This is a genomic window from Sphingomonas sp. PP-CE-3A-406, assembly GCF_003688625.1.
GTDB lineage: Bacteria > Pseudomonadota > Alphaproteobacteria > Sphingomonadales > Sphingomonadaceae > Sphingomonas.
On sequence record NZ_RCWY01000001.1, the window covers coordinates 1,367,402 to 1,383,257 of the forward strand.

The following is a 15,856-nucleotide window of genomic DNA, read 5'->3' on the forward strand; positions in this document are numbered from 1 at the left end:
TGACGGGAAGTTCGAGGTGAATGCTTGCCTCGTATCCGAACCGCGCTAGGCTCGCGCTCGATGAAGACCTCTCTCCTAGCGCTCGCCCTCCTCGTCCCCGCAGCCACCGCAGAGGCGCGCCAAGCCGCCCCCGCCCCGGCCAAAGACCAGGGCATGGTCAGCGCCGCCGACCCGCGCGCAGCAGCCGCCGGCGTCGAGATCCTCCGCGCCGGCGGCAGCGCCACCGACGCCGCGATCGCGACGATGCTCGCCCTCAACGTCGTCGAGCCGCAAAGCTCGGGCATCGGCGGCGGCAGCTTCTGGATTTCCCACGCGGCGGGCGGCGCCCTCAGCACGATCGACGCGCGCGAAGAGGCCCCCGCCGCAGCCGACGCACGCTGGTTCTACGCCCCCGACGGCACGCCGCTAAGCCACAGCGACGCAGTCCCCGGCGGTCGCAGCGTCGGCATCCCCGGCGCACTCCGCGGCATGGCGCTCGCGCACCGCGCTTCGGGCAAACTCCCCTGGGCGCAACTCTTCGCCCCCGCGATCCGCCTCGCGACCAACGGCTTCCAGGCCTCCCCCCGCCTCGTCAACGGCATGACGGCGTATGGCGACCACATCACGTCGGAGACGCGAAAGCTCTTCTCCGCCCCCGACGGCTCGCCGGTCGCGATCGGCGCGGTCATCAAGAACCCGCAGCAGGCCGCCCTCCTCCAGCGCATCGCCACCCAGGGCCCCGACAGCTTCTACGTCGGTCCCGAGGCGCAGAAGATCGTCACCGCGGTCAACACCGCCGCGCGCAATCCTTCGAAGATGACGCTCGGCGACCTCGCGAGCTACGACGCCAAGTCGCGCCCGCCGGTGTGCGTCAAATACCGCGTCTACCGCGTGTGTGGGATGGGCCCGCCCTCGTCCGGCGGCATCACCGTATTGATGATCCTGAAGCAGCTCGAACGCTTCGACATGGCCAAGCTCGGCAAGGACAGCGCGAAAGCCTGGCACCTGTTCGCCGAATCCTCGCGCCTCGCCTATGCCGACCGCGATCTGTACGTCGGCGATCCCGATTTCGTCCGCGTGCCGGTGCAGGGCATGCTCGACACCAAGTATCTCGCGTCGCGCTCCGCACTGATCTCCCCCGCGAAGACGATGGCAAACGTCGCTCCCGGCACGCCCCCCGGCGCCCCTGCCCGCAGCCGCGCGCCGGTCAGCGAAGTCCCCGGCACCACCGACATCGCGACGGTCGACGCCCGCGGCAACGTCGTCGAGGTGACCACCACCGTAGAGGGCTATTTCGGCTCCGGCATCACCGTCGACGGGACCGTCCTCAACAACCAGCTCACCGACTTCGACATCGTGCCCGTCAAGGACGGCGCGCTCGTCGCCAACCGCGTCGAGGGTGGCAAAAGACCGCGCAGCTCGATGTCGCCGACGATCGTCTACGGCCCCGACGGGAAAGTCCGCCTAGCGGTTGGCGCGGCGGGCGGCTCGACGATCATCGCGCAGGTCGCGAAGGCGATCATCGGCGTGGTCGACTGGAAACTGTCGGCACAGGACTCGATCGCGCTCGGACTGCTCTACGCCCCCGGCCACGTCGCCGCCGCCGAAAAGGGCACGGAGCGCGAGGCGATGGTCCCAGCCTTGCGGGCGCTAGGCGAGACTGTGCAGGTCGCGGCGCTCGGCCTGAAAGCGAACGCGATCGAGCGCGTCGGCGGCAAGTGGGTCGGCGCGGCAGATCCCCGTAGCGAAGGTGTCGCGATCGCTGAGGACGGTACCGTTACCAAGATCCAGCGCGTCGACGCCCTCCAGCGCGCACCGGAGTAACAACCAAACTTCACCTCCCCGGCGTAGGCCGGGGTCCAGTTGGGGGACCTTGCTAATTGACGTTCGCGCGTCGTTACTGCGACCTTCCCAACTGGACCCCGGCCTCCGCCGGGGAGGTGCCAAGCCCTTGGCAGAGGTTGGGGTTGAGCCCCCGTCGGTTATGACGCACTAACCGACCAACGCTCAGAATCGCGTCGTACAAGGCGCAACGGCACAGCGCCCAGGGAGAGACAATGGCCCGCCAGCTCGAACGATTCCCGAACCTCGTCACGATGTTCTTCGCGCGCGCCGCGGAGAAGGGTGACGCGCCGTTCCTCTGGACCAAGACGAGCGGCACCTGGTTCGCCACCAGCTGGGCCGAAGCCGCTCGGCAGGTCGCGAGCTTGGCGACCTCACTGACCGCGATCGGCCTGAAACGCGGCGACCGCGTGATGCTGGTCAGCGAAAACCGCCCCGAATGGTGCCTGAGCGATCTCGCGATCATGGCGGCGGGGTGCATCACTGTGCCGACCTACGTCACCAACACCGAGCGCGATCATCTCCACATCATCGAGAACGCCGGCGCCTGCGCGATCATCGTCTCGACCGCGAAACTTGCGAAAACCCTCCTCCCCGCGGTCATCCGCTCGAACCAGGCGCAGACCGTCATCGGGTTCGAGGACATGAAGGTCCCCGCCGGGATCGACTTCCACAACTGGCACGCGCTGATCGCCGCGCACCAGACCGCGCCCGAGACCGCCGCCGCCCGCGCCGACTTCGAACGCGAAGACCTCGCCTGCATCATCTACACCTCGGGCACCGGCGGCGCGCCACGCGGCGTGATGCAGCACCACGGCGCGATCCTTCACAATTGCGCCGGCTGCGCGTCCGTCATCTCGGAGGATTTCGGCTGGGACGACGAGGTCTTCCTCTCGTTCCTCCCCTTGAGCCACGCCTACGAACACACCGGCGGCCAGCATTTCCCGATCTCGCTCGGCGGCCAGATCTACTACGCGGAAGGCCTGGAAAAGCTCGCCGCGAACATCGAGGAGACGCGGCCGACGATCATGTTCGTCGTCCCCCGCCTGTTCGAAGTCCTCCGTACGCGCATCTCGAAGACGATCGAGAAACAGGGCGGCGCGTCGGCGTATCTGCTGCGCCAGGCGCTCGACATCGGCGGCAAGCGCTATGCCGGTCGCCTCCGCCTGATCGACCGCCCGATGCAGGCCGCCGTCGCCACGCTGTTCAAGCCGAAGATCTCGAAGAAGTTCGGTGGCCGGTTGAAGGCGATGATCTCCGGCGGCGCACCGCTCAACCCCGAAGTCGGCCTGTTCTTCGAGGCGCTCGGCCTCACCTTCCTGCAAGGTTACGGCCAGACCGAAGCCGCCCCCGTCATATCCTGCAACCGCCCCAAGGCCGGCGTCCGCATGGACTCGGTCGGCCCTGCGCTCAAGGATACCGAGGTGCGGATCGCCGAGGACGGCGAGATCCTGGTGCGCGGCGAACTCGTCATGCACGGCTATTGGCGCAACGACGCCGAGACGGCCAAGGTGCTGAAGGACGGCTGGCTCCACACCGGCGACATCGGCGAGATCGACGATCGCGGCCGGATCCGCATCACCGACCGCAAGAAAGACCTGATCATCAACGACAAGGGCGAGAACGTCGCCCCGCAAAAGGTCGAGGGCATGCTGACGCTCCAGCCCGAAATCGCGCAAGCGATGATCGCCGGCGACAAGCGCCCGTACATGGTCGCGCTGATCGTGCCCGATCCGGAGTGGACGCAGGAATGGTGTGCGGGCAACGGCGACGCGTGCAGCTTCGCGCGGCTGGCGGAGAACAGCGAGTTCCGCACGGCGCTGGGCGCGGCGGTCGAGCGCGTGAACAAGGAGCTTACGGTGACCGAACGGATACGCCGCTTCGTACTGGCGGACGGGCCGTTCACGATCGAGAACGAGCAGTTGACGCCTAGCTTGAAGATCCGGCGGCATGTTTTGAAGCAGGCGTATGGGGAGCGGCTGGACGGTTTGTATTCGGGGTGAGGTTACGGGCTGTTCAGGCAAATGGCCCCACCCCGGCGGAGGCCGGGGCCCAGTTGGAAAGGTTGTAATAACGGAGCACGGAGCTTCACCAGCACCGTACCCCAACTGGGCCCCGGCCTTCGCCGGGGTGGTGTTGCTTGGTTGGGCTAGGACAGAACCCGCCCCCCTTGTTCTCCCGCGAAGGCGGGAGTCCAGTCTGGGTCCCCGCCTTCGCGGGGAAACAGTCTGGGTTCGCGGCTTACAGCGCTTCCATGCGGCGGCGGGCTTCGGCGGCTATCGCTTTGCGGTCGCCGTATTGCGCGGGATCGAACGGCTCGGCGAAGTGCAACGTCGCGACGAAACTGCCTTTGCGTTTCAGGACGCGCGCGGCGTGATGTTGGCCGGGCTCGTCGCCGATCCAGGCGAGTTCGCTCGTCGCCGCGCTATAATCGATGCGGACAGGCTGGACCTTGACGCCCGCTGGCGGTGGGTCGAGCGCGGCGAGCAGCGCGGCCTTGAACGGGAGCAGCATCGTCCCGTCGCCTGTCGTCCCCTCAGGAAACAGCGTCACGGGCCAGTCCGCGGCCAGCGCATCGCGGATCTGCGCGATCTGGGCGGTCACCGCCATGCGGTCGCCGCGGCTGACGAAGATGGTGTGGTTCAGCGTGCAGAGCCAGCCGACCAGTGGCGCAGCACGAAGCTCGGATTTGGCGACGAACGCGCTACCGGTCGCGCCGGACAGGAGGAGGATGTCGATCCAGCTCAGATGGTTCGAGACGAAGACGACGTCGTGGCGAAGCGGCGTCCCGACCACCCGCGCCCGACCACCGACGATCCGCGCGACCAGTCCCAGGAACCGCGGGGGCCAAGGCGATTTTCGCCCGAACAGCCGCCACATCCCATGCAGCGGCAACGCCAGGACCAGCGCCAGCAGCAGCGCCGCCAGCCGCGCGCCAAAGCGGATCTGGCCGATCGCGTCAGTCCTTGCGGGTGAGCGCGACGCCGTAGAGTTCCATGCGGTGGTCGACCAGCCGGAAGCCGAGCTTCTCGGCGATCGCCTTCTGCAACTGCTCGAGTTCGGGATCGACGAATTCGATGACCTTGCCGCTCTCGACGTCGATCAGGTGATCGTGATGCGCTTCGGGCGCAGGCTCGTAGCGCGCACGACCATCGCCGAAATCGTGGCGGTCGAGAATGCCGGCTTCCTCGAACAGGCGGACCGTACGGTACACCGTCGCGATCGAGATGCCCGGGTCGATCTGCGAAGCGCGCTCATAGACCTTCTCGACGTCGGGATGGTCGTCCGCCTCGGACAGCACGCGCGCGATGACGCGGCGCTGCTCGGTGATGCGCAGGCCCTTCTCGTTGCAGAGTGCTTCCAGATCGATCTTGCGCGGCATGTGTCATTCCCTCGTTGAGTGCCATGTAGGGCCTCCGCGCTGTTGCGAAAAGGGATAGTGACTCGCAATAAGCCTTAGCTGTTGATATCTTTCGAGTATGTATGTGCGTCGTACGCGACGCCGGTCTTGCCGCGGTAGTAGGCGCGGCGTTCGCCGACCTTGGTAAAGCCGTGCGCATCGTACATCTTGACCGCGTCGTTGCCGGCGCGGACCTCGAGATGGAGCTTGGCGATGCTACCGACCGAGCAATCGGCGATCGCCGCGCGGATCAGCGCGGTGCCGACGCCGCGGCGGCGATAGTCGGGCGCGACCGCGATCAGCAGGAGTTCGGCCTCGTCGGCGACCGACCGGGTCATCGTGAAACCGGCGGGGAAATCGTCGACGAACGCGAGCGTCAGGTGGACGCCGGTCAGTGCAAGCACGCCGAGGCACTGGCTGCGCGTCCACGCCTCGCCGTAGCGCGGGTCGAACGCATCGGTCATCAGCGCGTCGACGATCGCGAGATCGCGCGCGTCGCCGGTGCGGAGCGTGACGGTGCGCGTGGCGGCCTGGCGCGTGGCCATTATTTCGGGACCGACGGCTTGGCGTCGGGCGCGCGGCCGTAGATCGGGCTTGGCGCGAGGGCAGTCAGTGCTGCGGGCAGCAGGATCGCGGAGGCTGCGTCGGGAAGCGCTTCGGTGAGGTCCAAGCCGTCGTCGAGTGCGGCGAGCCAGCGGACGCCGTTGCCGACTGCGCGCCGTCCTGCCAGCGCGGCGAGCGCGGCGTCGGGCTTCAGCGATACCATGTCGGATCGCGGCGACAGATCGGCGGAGAACGCTTGCATGAAGACCTCGCCATGCCCGCCTTCCATGATCACCGCAATATCGTCGGTTAAGCGGTCGGCGAAACCGGCGGCGGCGATGAGCGGGAGCGAGGAAAAGCCGGCGATTTCCGCGCCCCAGCCTAGCGCTAGGCCGCGCGCGGCGGCGATGCCGACGCGGACGCCGGTGAAGCTGCCGGGGCCGCAATCGACTATGATGCGGTCGGCTCGGCCTCCGTTAGGGAGCTCGGCGATCATCGGGATGAGGCGCTCGGCGTGGCCGCGGCCGACGACGTCGTGCGCGCGGGCAGTGACGGCGCCGTCGTCGATGAGGGCGACCGAGCAGGCGGTGGTGGATGTTTCGATGACTAGCGTGCGCACGTCTTATTCCCTCTCCCCCTCGGGGAGAGGGCTAGGGTGAGGGGCAGTCAAGCAGTGCGTCGCCTGGAACAGCCCCTCACCCAACCCTCTCCCCGAGGGGGAGAGGGCTATTATCAAGCGATGCTGTTGAACTTCGCGAAGTCGGGGCGGGGCGAGCGGGCGTAGATCGTCGCGGGGTCGCCGTGGCCGAGCGTCGAGATGAAGTTGGTCCGCACCGCGGGTGTATCGTGGAAGAACGCCGCATCGACCTTGCCTGCGTCGAAGCCCGACATCGGCCCGGTATCGATCCCGAGCATCCGCGCGGCAATAATGAAATACGCACCCTGCAACGTCGAGTTGCGGAACGCGGACGCCTCGCGCAGTTCGGCGTTGCCGTCGAACCAAGATTTCGCATCGGCGTGGGGGAACAGCTCGGGGAGGTGTTCGTGGAAATTGGTGTCCATGCCGATGATCACCGACACGGGGGCCTTGAGGATCTTCGGCTGGTTCTGCGCGCTACACGCGTCGGCGAGCTTCTGCTTGGCCTCGTCGCTGGTCACCCAGATCAGGCGCGCGGGCAACTGGTTCGCGGAGGTCGGGCCCCATTTCATCAGGTCCCAGATCGCGTGCAGCTCGGACTCGGCGACCGGCTGATCGGTATAGCCGTTATAGCTGCGGGCATCGCGGAAGACGGAGTCGAGAACGGTATCGTCGAGTTTCTGACGCATCAGACGGCTCTCACTTCGGTGACTTCGGGGACATAATATTTCAGCAGCTGCTCGATGCCGTTCTTGAGCGTCGCGCTCGACGACGGGCAGCCTGCGCACGCGCCCTGCAACTGGAGGAACACCTTGCCCTTGTCGAAGCCGCGATAGACGATGTCGCCGCCGTCGTTGGCGACCGCAGGGCGGACGCGCGTGTCGATCAGTTCGCGGATCTGCGCGACGATGTCGGCATCGGCCGGGTCATCCGACAGCGCGGGCTCGTCCGACGGCACCGAGAAGCCGGCGCGCGCGGGCTTGAACAGCGGCATCGCGGCGGAGAAGTGATCGAGCAGGATCGCGAGCACGTCGGGCTTCAGGTCCGACCAGGCGACGCCCGGCCCGGCGGTCACAGACACGAAATCGCGGCCGAAGAACACGCCGGTCACGTCGCCGAGATTGAAGATCGCCTCGGCCAGCGGACTGGTCTCGGCCTCCTCGGGGGTGGCGAAGTCGCGCGTGCCGGCGTCCATGACGGTGCGTCCCGGCAGGAACTTCAACGTCGAGGGGTTCGGGGTGGATTCCGTTTCGATGAGCATGAGGGTCATGTGGCCCGGCGGGCGCGAGGGATCAAGCGCGGAACGGGAAACGGTTTCTTTCGGGCGCCGAGCACCGCTTTGTTGTCGCGCCGGGGCCGGCGCGCTGGGGTTCCTATGCCAGAGCTCTCGCATCGTGGCTTCCGTGCCGGGGCTGTCCCGTTGGGTCAGGCATCACTGTGCGGCTGATATGCGGTGGTGTTGCTCTTCGACAGACTAGGCCGCGAGGGGGAGCGAGGGATCGGACCGCTTGGGGCTGAGTTTGGCGGCCCAGCGCGCAAGGACATCCTCGTTCTCACCTATCCACGTCTTGGCCAGTCCCGTCAGCTCGGCGAGATGCTCGGGGGTGGCATCGTCCAGCCCGCCCCCATTAAGAGTGAGCGGGATATCGGCGCGATCATAATGGCCGTCGCTCGCCAGTTCTCGGGCCTGGTACGATATCGTGCTGGAGCCGGCCTGCATCAGGATCGAGAAGATCGGCACGCGGCGCAGCGGATTGACCCAGCCGAAGATCGACCAGTGGCCCGCGGATCTGTAGGGCCGGTCGGAGGCCCCGGTGCTGAGCGACAGGATTTCCAGATCGCCGAGATGCCAGCCGAGCTTGCGCGCCTCGATGATCGCCGCGATCGTCGGGTCGTTGGCGAAGACGCCGCCGTCGATCAGCAGCAGCGCGGGTTCCGCCCTGACCGAGCCGCCCCCCGCGGTCGCTGGGATGGCCGCGGGGGGAAAGAAGGTCGGTGCCGCCGAGGTCGCGCGGGCCGCCACATGCAGCGGGAAGACGCGCTCGGGTTTTGCCGAATCCACGGGGTAATCGGGGCCGCCGGCCATGAAGACGGCCTTGCGCCCGATCATGTCGTAGGCCGGAATGACGATGTTGGTCAGCGCGTCGCGCGTCGTCGCGATCGTACCGATCCGCGCGGCGAGAATCTTCTCGAGCGGGCGGGCGCTGTAGGGAAAGCCCGGCAGCCGCTGCGACAGGCCGAGGATATGCGGGAATATCCGCTTGCCGTCGGTGCGGTAGAAATCGACCAGATCGCTGGCCGTACACGCCGCCCTGGTCTTGTCCGCCTGGCTCGGCGCGGTGAGGCCGGCGGCGATGATCCCGCCGGTCGAGGTGCCTGCGATCAGGTCGAAGCATTCGTGCAGCGGCCGTTCGATCCGCCTCTCGAGTTCGGCGAGGATCAGCGCGGGGATCAGCCCGCGTATCCCACCGCCGTCGATCGTCAGCATGTATCTCGGTGTCGCGCGATCCTTGGCCACGGCCATTTCTCCCCACCAGTACGGCGTATCAGCAAACGGCCGCGCGGTTTGCAAAGACCGGTCCGGTTTGGTTCGATCCGCCCGGCGTCAAGTCTGTAGCTGAGGGATCAGGATAGTTGGGCTGGGTCAGAGCGGCGGGCGACGCGCAGGACGAGGTCTGCAATCCATTTGCCGGGATTGCGCAGCGGCCGTTCGAAATGGATCAGCAACACCACCCGCGTGCCGCGCGTGTCGTTCCAGACCTCGTGCCGATACGTGTCGTCGAACACCAGCGTCTCGCCTTCGGCCCAGCGAACGGTGCGGTCGTGGACACGCATCCGCACGTCGCCGTCGCGCGGGACGATCAGGCCGAGGTGGCAGGTTATCAGGCCCTTGGTCGCGCCGCGGCACTCGGGAATGTGCGTGCCGGGCGCGAGAACTGAAAAGGACGCGCTGTGGAGGCCGGGGATACGCGCGACCGCGGCTGCCGTATGCGGGCAGCGCGCGAGAGTGTGCTCGATCGTCGCGCCGCCGGGCAATGCCTCGGCTGGCAGCGCGACGCGGATGGCTTCGTCGCGGATCGCCGCCCAGTCGTCGCGCAACCCCGCGGTCCACGGGAAGTCGCGAACGTCGAGCACCGGATCGTTGGCGACCAACGACGACGACGCGATCACCCGGTCGGACGCGCGACGCAAATGCTCGCCGATACGGGCAACTAGGGGGCGGTCGGCTTTGCCCGCGGTCGACGCGCTAGAGATGACGTTCACATCGGGAACGCGAACGCTGCGCCGTACGGCCGACCCGCCCGAATCCCGCCACAATGAAGACTGCCCCAGTTCGGCTCCGACCGTCATCGCTACCCTGCATATCGGCACGTCCCCGCGCCGATCCCCGTGTTGGAGTGCGGCATACCGCAGGTGTTGGACGAAATGATGGCGCCGCAGCGGCGGACTGAGGCTGGCGCTGGCGATCTAAGGCGCGGCGCTGGCGATGCGCGCGCGGGGGCGCTAGAGATGCACGATGCTATCCTTTCCGCGCCTGTACCGCGCTCCCATCCTGCTTCCCCTCGTGCTCGGCCTCGCCATCCCGGCGAGTGGGCAGATGGCGACGCAGCAGGCCGCCTCCACGCCCGCTACGGAGGGGGCCAAGGAAACGCCGACGCTTCCCGAACTGACCGGGATCGATACGACCGCGTGGCTCTACAAGGGCAGCGATCTCACCCGCGATCCCGAGTGGAAGTTCGGCACCCTGCCCAACGGCATGCGGTTCGCGGTGCGCAAGAACGGCGTACCGCCCGGGCAGGTTTCGGTGCGCGTGCGGATCGATGCGGGGTCGCTCAACGAGACCGACAGCGAACGCGGCTTCGCGCATTTCATCGAGCATCTGACCTTCCGCGGCTCCGAATACGTCCCCGACGGCGAGGCGAAACGCGTGTGGCAGCGGTTCGGCGCGACCTTCGGCTCTGACACCAACGCGCAGACCACGCCGACATCGACCACCTTCAAGCTCGACCTGCCCTCGGCGACTGAAACCGGGCTCGACGAGAGCCTGAAGATCATGTCGGGTATGATGGAGAAGCCGACGATCACCGATGCGTCGGTCACCGCCGAGCGTCCGGTCGTGCTGGCGGAACAGCGCGAGCAGCCGGGGCCGCAGGTGCGGTTCGGCGATGCGATCCGCGCGACGTTCTTTGCCGGGCAGCCGCTCGCGGATCGCTCGCCGATCGGCAATATCAAGACGCTCGAGGCGGCGACCGGCGTGACCGTGAAGGCGTTTCACGACCGCTGGTATCGGCCGGAGAACACCGTCGTCATCATCTCGGGCGACATGGACCCGGCGCTGTTCGGGCGGCTGATCGTCAAGAACTTCGCGGACTGGAAGCGTACCGACCCGTTCACCCCTGCGCCCAGCTTCGGCAAGCCCGATCCTAAAGCGCCGGTCGCCGCGTCGATCGCCGAGCCGGCCATACCGGCGGTGGTCACGCTCGGCGTCGTCCGGCCGTGGGAGTATAAGGACGACACCGCGATCATGAACCAGAAGCGGCTGGTCGACGTGCTGGCGACGCGGCTGATCAGTCGCCGCCTCGAAACGCGCGCGCGCGCCGGCGGCAGCTTCCTGCAGGCGGGCGTGTCGATCGACGACGTATCGCGGTCGGCGAACCTGACCAGCGTCAACATCGTGCCGATCGGGACCGACTGGGAAGCGGCGTTGAAGGACGTCCGCGCGGTGATCGCCGACGCGCAGACCAACGCGCCGAGCCAGGCCGAAGTCGACCGCGAATATGCCGATTTCGACACGATCATGCGGACCAGCGTCGAGACCGCCAAGGTCGAGGCGGGATCGAAGCAGGCCGACGATATGGCCAGCGCGCTCGACATCCGCGAGACGGTCGCGGGGCCGGAGACGTCGTACAAGATTCTGCAGGACGCCAAGGCGAAGGGCATGTTCACGCCCGCCACGCTGCTCGCATCGAGCAAGGCGATCTTCGAAGGCATCACGCGCGCTCTCGTCAATACGCAGACGCCCGATGCCGGCGCCGCGACGAAGCTGGCGACGGCGCTGAAGGCGGACGTGTCGGGGCTGGCCGGCAAGCGCCGCGCGCAGGCCGCGGTCGATTTCTCGAAGCTGCCGTCGCTCGGCAGGCCGGGCGTCGTCGCGAGCCGCGAGAAGATCGCCGCGTTCGACATGGAGCAGGTGAACTTCGCCAACGGCACGCGCGTGCTGCTGTTCCCCAACTCGGGCGAGACCGGGCGCGTCTATGTGCGCGTGCGGTTCGGCGGCGGCTATACCGCGATCCCGTCGAACCGGCCGACGCCGGCCTGGGCGGGCGATCTCGCGCTGGTCGCGGGGGGTATCGGCAAGCTCGACCAGGGCGATCTCGATCAGCTGACCGCGGGGCGGCGGATCGGTCTCGACTTCGGGATCGATGACGATGCGTTCACACTGAATGCGATCACGTCGCCCGCGGATTACGCGGATCAGTTGCGGCTGATGGCTGCGAAACTGACGTTCCCGGCCTGGGATCCGGCACCGGTCGCGCGGGCGCGTGTCGCTGCGCTGGCGGGGTTCGCCGGCTATGATTCGTCGCCCGACGGCGTGTTGTCGCGCGACCTCGAAGGCCTGCTGCGAGCGGGCGATCCGCGCTGGGGCACCCCGTCGAAGGCGACCGTCGAGGCGCTGAACGCGAAGGACTTCCGCGCGTTCTGGGAGCCGATCCTGAAGACCGGACCGATCGAGGTCTCGATCTTCGGCGACGTGAAGACCGAGGAGGCGATCGCGGCGGTGGCGAAGTCGTTCGGGGCGATGGCGCCGCGGACAGCGGTGTCGACGGTCGGTGCGCCGGTCGGCTTCCCGGCGCACAACACGACGCCGGTGATGCGCGCGCATACCGGCCCCGAGAACCAGGCGGCGGCGGTGATCGCGTGGCCGACCGGCGGCGGGATCGACAACATCGTCGAGGCGCGGCGTCTCGACGTGCTGGCGCAGGTGTTCAGCGATCGGCTGTTCGAGCGACTGCGGCAGGCAGCGGGCGCGAGCTACAGCCCCAACGTGTCGAGCCAGTGGCCGGTGGGCATGACCACCGGTGGCCGCATGGTCGCGATCGGTCAGGTCGCGCCGGACAAGGTGTCGTTCTTCTTCCAGATCGCGCGGCAGATCGCGGCGGAACTGGTGTCGACGCCGATCGCGGCGGACGAGCTGGACCGGATCAAGAAGCCGATGGGGCAGTATATCCTGCGCGCCTCGACGGGGAACCAGTTCTGGTTGCAGCAGCTCGGCGGCGCGACGTTCGATCCGCGCCGGATCGCGGCGACGCAGCGGATCGCTTCGGACTTGGTCGCGACGACGCCGGTGGAGTTGCAGGCGACGGCGGCGAAATACCTGCGGCCGGAGAAGGACTGGACGATGGCGGTCGTGCCGGCTGCGGTTCCAGCGAAGAAGTGAACTAGTCCCTCTCCCCCACGGGGAGAGGGAGGGAGGAGCCACTTGGCGACGGAAGGGTGAGGGGCTTTGGGGCGCACGATCCGAGCCTCACACCCCTCACCCTCCCACCCGCAAGAGCGGGCGGGCCCCTCCCTCTCCCCGAGGGGGAGAGGGGTTAGAGAGCCCCCTCCCCACTTGCGCGCAAATTTGGTAGGGGCACCGACATGTCCCCTCCCAAAACCTTCCACGTCAAGTCGTTCGGCTGCCAGATGAACGTCTATGACGGCGAGCGCATGGCCGAACTGATGGCCGCCCAGGGCCTGACGCAAGCCGATGCGGTCGATGCCGACGTCGTCGTCCTCAACACCTGCCACATCCGCGAACGCGCCACCGAAAAGGTCTATTCGGACATCGGCCGGCTGCGGAAGGACCAGCGCCGCAAGTCCGGCAAGACGCCGATGATCGCCGTCGCCGGCTGCGTCGCGCAGGCCGAGGGCGAGGAGATCTTCACCCGCGCCAAGGTCGATATCGTCGTCGGCCCGCAGGCCTATCACAACCTCCCCGACCTCGTCGCCAAGGCCGCCGCGGGCACGCCGTCGCTCGACACCGACATGCCACTGCTGTCGAAGTTCGGCGCGCTGCCGGCACGGCGGAAGGTCGCGCCCTCGGCGTTCCTCACCGTGCAGGAAGGGTGCGACAAGTTCTGCACCTATTGCGTCGTACCCTACACGAGAGGCGCGGAAATCAGCCGACCGTTTGCGGCGATCGTCGACGAGGCGAAGGCGCTGGTCGACGCCGGTGCGCGCGAGATCACGCTGCTCGGCCAGAACGTCAACGCGTGGTCGGAGAATGAGCGCGGGCTGCACGACCTGATCCGCGACCTCGACCGCATCCCCGGCCTCGCGCGGATCCGCTACACCACCAGCCACCCCAACGACATGACGCAGGGCCTGATCGACGCGCATCGCGACATCGAGAGCCTGATGCCGTTCCTCCATCTGCCCGTCCAATCCGGCAGCGACCGCGTGCTGAAGGCGATGAACCGTTCGCACACGCGCGACTCGTACCTGCGCCTGCTCGACCGGGTCCGCGAAGTCCGCCCCGATATCGCGCTGTCGGGCGACTTCATCGTCGGTTTCCCCGGCGAGACCGACGCCGAATTCACGGACACGCTGAGCCTGGTCGACGCGGTCGGCTATGCGCAGGCGTACAGCTTCAAATATAGCCCCCGCCCCGGCACGCCTGCGGCGTCGATCGTCGAACAGGTCCCGGAAGCAGTCATGGACGAACGCCTCCAGCGCCTCCAGGCCGCGCTCAACCGCGACCAGCACGCCTTCAACGCCGCCACCGTCGGGCGGACTTGCTCGGTCCTGCTCGAGCGTGCGGGGAAGCTTCCCGGGCAACTGATCGGTAAGTCCCCCTGGCTGCAATCGGTCCACTTGATCGGCGACCACGCGATCGGCGACTTGGTGGCGGTGACGCTGGCCGCTGCCGGACCCAATTCGCTGACTGGCGTGGAGCGCGTGCGCGAGGCGGCGTAACGACGGGACGGTTGGTGATCGTCCACGCGCCCCTTTCCACCCTCCGCCATCCTGACGACAGTCAGGATCCAGGGTAACCGAGGGCGCTCCGCGCGGCTCTGGATCCTGACTTTCGTCAGGATGACGGGAACGATTGTCTGCTGATATCCGACTTTTGATCGGGGCCTGTCGGGCCCAGTGAAGATCGTATCGAACCTCCACACGAACCCCCGCGATTTTGCTGTCCTACATCCGGATCGCCTGTCACACTCGCCCCCGATGCAGCTTCGCCCACGCGACTCGAATCATCTCTCGGCCAGCGCTCCGGCGCGGCTTGAACGCGTCGCTTGGCGTGCTCATCTTCCTTTCAAAGGTTACGGTTCGACGCTTCCAGGCGTAACCTTTGACACCCTGAAAGGACCGTATGAGCCGTAAACCCGTTCCCGCCCAGTCCGGTGACCGCGCCCGAGTCGAGCTGTTGTTCGACAAGCCCCAATTGCTCGTCCGGCTGTTCGGCCAGTACGACCAGAACCTGGTAGCGCTCGAAAATCGCCTCGGCGTCTACATCACCGCACGAGGGAACAAGATCGGCCTGGAGGGCACCGCCGAACAGGTCGCCAAGGCGCGCGACGTGCTCCACGATCTCTATGCCCGGATCCAGCGCGGCGAGGACGTCGACACCGGTCTCGTCGACGCGTCGATCGCGATGGCGGACGAGCCCGTGCTCGAGGGCATCATTCGCGCCGATGCGGGCGGCGGTGGCGCGCCGCCGATCATGATCCGGACGCGGAAGAAGACGATCGTGCCGCGCACGCCAGCGCAGGCACACTACATGCGCGAACTCGCCAACAACGACATGATCTTCGCGCTCGGGCCGGCAGGGACGGGCAAGACCTATGTCGCTGTCGCGCAGGCGGTGCAGCAGCTCATCACCGGCAGCGTCCAGCGGCTGATCTTGTCGCGCCCCGCGGTCGAGGCGGGTGAGCGGCTTGGGTTCCTGCCCGGCGACATGAAGGAGAAGGTCGATCCGTACCTGCGCCCGCTGTACGATGCGCTGTACGATTGCCTCCCCGCGGAGCAGGTCGAGCGCCGGATCGCGAGCGGCGAGATCGAGGTCGCACCGATCGCGTTCATGCGTGGGCGGACGCTGGCGGATGCGTTCGTGATCCTCGACGAGGCGCAGAACACCACGCCCGCGCAGATGAAGATGTTCCTGACGCGTTTCGGCCAGAACAGCCGGATGGTGATCTGCGGTGATCCAAAGCAGGTGGATATCCCGGGCGGTGTCGCGGCCTCGGGGCTTGGCGATGCGGTCCGGCGACTGGAGGGACTCGAGAGCATCTCGATGTGCCGCTTCACCGTCGGCGACGTCGTCCGCCATCCGATCGTCGGGCGCGTCGTCGAGGCTTACGAGGGCAAGGACGACCAAATCTAACGCGGCCATATCCAAATCACCCCGTCACCCCGGACTTGTTCCGGGGTCCACGGTTCCGCAGATCAGCTCTCTCGATCGTGCG

The 15,856-nt window shown here is 67.4% G+C and carries 13 protein-coding genes; 5 read left to right on the top strand and 8 right to left on the bottom strand.

All coding sequences use genetic code 11. The features are described from left to right. Positions 1 to 60: 60 nt before the first annotated feature. Both ggt and C8J44_RS06020 read left to right on the top strand, forming a co-directional pair. A complete protein-coding gene (gene ggt / locus C8J44_RS06015) occupies positions 61 to 1,803 on the top strand; it encodes a gamma-glutamyltransferase (RefSeq protein WP_121903659.1) in 1,743 nt (580 codons plus the stop codon). A 233-nt stretch (positions 1,804 to 2,036) separates the two neighbouring features. Further along, entirely contained in the window at positions 2,037 to 3,824 is a 1,788-nt protein-coding gene (locus C8J44_RS06020; protein WP_121903660.1) for a long-chain fatty acid--CoA ligase, read from the top strand. A gap of 238 nt (positions 3,825 to 4,062) precedes the next feature. Here the strand turns inward: C8J44_RS06020 and C8J44_RS06025 are convergent, their stop codons facing one another. The 8 genes from C8J44_RS06025 to C8J44_RS06060 all read right to left on the bottom strand — a co-directional run bounded on the left by C8J44_RS06025 (position 4,063) and on the right by C8J44_RS06060 (position 9,752). After that, positions 4,063 to 4,716 (bottom strand): 1-acyl-sn-glycerol-3-phosphate acyltransferase, encoded by a 654-nt coding sequence (locus C8J44_RS06025; RefSeq protein WP_259466726.1) that lies wholly within the window; start codon positions 4,714 to 4,716, stop codon positions 4,063 to 4,065. A gap of 64 nt (positions 4,717 to 4,780) precedes the next feature. Continuing rightward, complete coding sequence (locus tag C8J44_RS06030; protein WP_056047123.1) at positions 4,781 to 5,203, bottom strand: Fur family transcriptional regulator; 423 nt, start codon at positions 5,201 to 5,203, stop codon at positions 4,781 to 4,783. A 74-nt stretch (positions 5,204 to 5,277) separates the two neighbouring features. Further along, the gene (locus C8J44_RS06035; protein ID WP_121903662.1) at positions 5,278 to 5,766 is read right to left on the bottom strand and encodes a GNAT family N-acetyltransferase; all 489 of its coding nucleotides are present in this window, start codon (positions 5,764 to 5,766) and stop codon (positions 5,278 to 5,280) included. Continuing rightward, positions 5,766 to 6,383 (bottom strand): tRNA (adenosine(37)-N6)-threonylcarbamoyltransferase complex dimerization subunit type 1 TsaB, encoded by a 618-nt coding sequence (tsaB, locus tag C8J44_RS06040; protein ID WP_121903663.1) that lies wholly within the window; start codon positions 6,381 to 6,383, stop codon positions 5,766 to 5,768. Before tsaB ends, C8J44_RS06035 begins: the two co-directional genes overlap by 1 nt. A gap of 113 nt (positions 6,384 to 6,496) precedes the next feature. Then, a complete protein-coding gene (locus C8J44_RS06045) occupies positions 6,497 to 7,090 on the bottom strand; it encodes a malonic semialdehyde reductase (protein ID WP_121903664.1) in 594 nt (197 codons plus the stop codon). Beyond that, the gene (locus C8J44_RS06050; protein WP_056050182.1) at positions 7,090 to 7,662 is read right to left on the bottom strand and encodes a NifU family protein; all 573 of its coding nucleotides are present in this window, start codon (positions 7,660 to 7,662) and stop codon (positions 7,090 to 7,092) included. The genes C8J44_RS06045 and C8J44_RS06050 overlap by 1 nt, the downstream gene beginning before the upstream one ends. A 213-nt stretch (positions 7,663 to 7,875) precedes the next feature. Then, positions 7,876 to 8,919, bottom strand: a complete 1,044-nt coding sequence (locus C8J44_RS06055; protein WP_183128706.1) for a patatin-like phospholipase family protein — start codon at positions 8,917 to 8,919, stop codon at positions 7,876 to 7,878. A gap of 107 nt (positions 8,920 to 9,026) precedes the next feature. Beyond that, on the bottom strand, positions 9,027 to 9,752 hold the full coding sequence (locus tag C8J44_RS06060; RefSeq protein ID WP_121903666.1) for an aspartyl/asparaginyl beta-hydroxylase domain-containing protein: 726 nt from the start codon (positions 9,750 to 9,752) through the stop codon (positions 9,027 to 9,029). 166 nt (positions 9,753 to 9,918) lie between these two features. Between C8J44_RS06060 and C8J44_RS06065 the strand changes: the two genes are divergently transcribed. The 3 genes from C8J44_RS06065 (at position 9,919) to C8J44_RS06075 (ending at position 15,774) form a co-directional block, all read left to right on the top strand. Beyond that, complete coding sequence (locus tag C8J44_RS06065) at positions 9,919 to 12,840, top strand: pitrilysin family protein (RefSeq protein ID WP_121903667.1); 2,922 nt, start codon at positions 9,919 to 9,921, stop codon at positions 12,838 to 12,840. Positions 12,841 to 13,043: 203 nt separating this feature from the next. After that, the gene (gene miaB / locus C8J44_RS06070; RefSeq protein ID WP_121903668.1) at positions 13,044 to 14,360 is read left to right on the top strand and encodes a tRNA (N6-isopentenyl adenosine(37)-C2)-methylthiotransferase MiaB; all 1,317 of its coding nucleotides are present in this window, start codon (positions 13,044 to 13,046) and stop codon (positions 14,358 to 14,360) included. Positions 14,361 to 14,763: 403 nt separating this feature from the next. Then, positions 14,764 to 15,774, top strand: coding sequence for a PhoH family protein (locus tag C8J44_RS06075; RefSeq protein WP_121886138.1), 1,011 nt, complete (start codon positions 14,764 to 14,766; stop codon positions 15,772 to 15,774). Positions 15,775 to 15,856 lie beyond the last annotated feature (82 nt).

What these genes read in the sequence shown, in the direction of transcription:
- miaB (WP_121903668.1), top strand. Translation starts at nt 13,044, where the DNA reads ATGTCCCCTCCCAAAACCTTCCACGTCAAGTCGTTCGGCTGCCAGATG.
- C8J44_RS06050 (WP_056050182.1), bottom strand. Translation starts at nt 7,662, where the DNA reads ATGCTCATCGAAACGGAATCCACCCCGAACCCCTCGACGTTGAAGTTC.
- C8J44_RS06045 (WP_121903664.1), bottom strand. Translation starts at nt 7,090, where the DNA reads ATGCGTCAGAAACTCGACGATACCGTTCTCGACTCCGTCTTCCGCGAT.
- C8J44_RS06035 (WP_121903662.1), bottom strand. Translation starts at nt 5,766, where the DNA reads ATGGCCACGCGCCAGGCCGCCACGCGCACCGTCACGCTCCGCACCGGC.
- C8J44_RS06075 (WP_121886138.1), top strand. Translation starts at nt 14,764, where the DNA reads ATGAGCCGTAAACCCGTTCCCGCCCAGTCCGGTGACCGCGCCCGAGTC.
- ggt (WP_121903659.1), top strand. Translation starts at nt 61, where the DNA reads ATGAAGACCTCTCTCCTAGCGCTCGCCCTCCTCGTCCCCGCAGCCACC.
- C8J44_RS06030 (WP_056047123.1), bottom strand. Translation starts at nt 5,203, where the DNA reads ATGCCGCGCAAGATCGATCTGGAAGCACTCTGCAACGAGAAGGGCCTG.
- C8J44_RS06020 (WP_121903660.1), top strand. Translation starts at nt 2,037, where the DNA reads ATGGCCCGCCAGCTCGAACGATTCCCGAACCTCGTCACGATGTTCTTC.
- C8J44_RS06065 (WP_121903667.1), top strand. Translation starts at nt 9,919, where the DNA reads ATGCTATCCTTTCCGCGCCTGTACCGCGCTCCCATCCTGCTTCCCCTC.
- C8J44_RS06060 (WP_121903666.1), bottom strand. Translation starts at nt 9,752, where the DNA reads ATGACGGTCGGAGCCGAACTGGGGCAGTCTTCATTGTGGCGGGATTCG.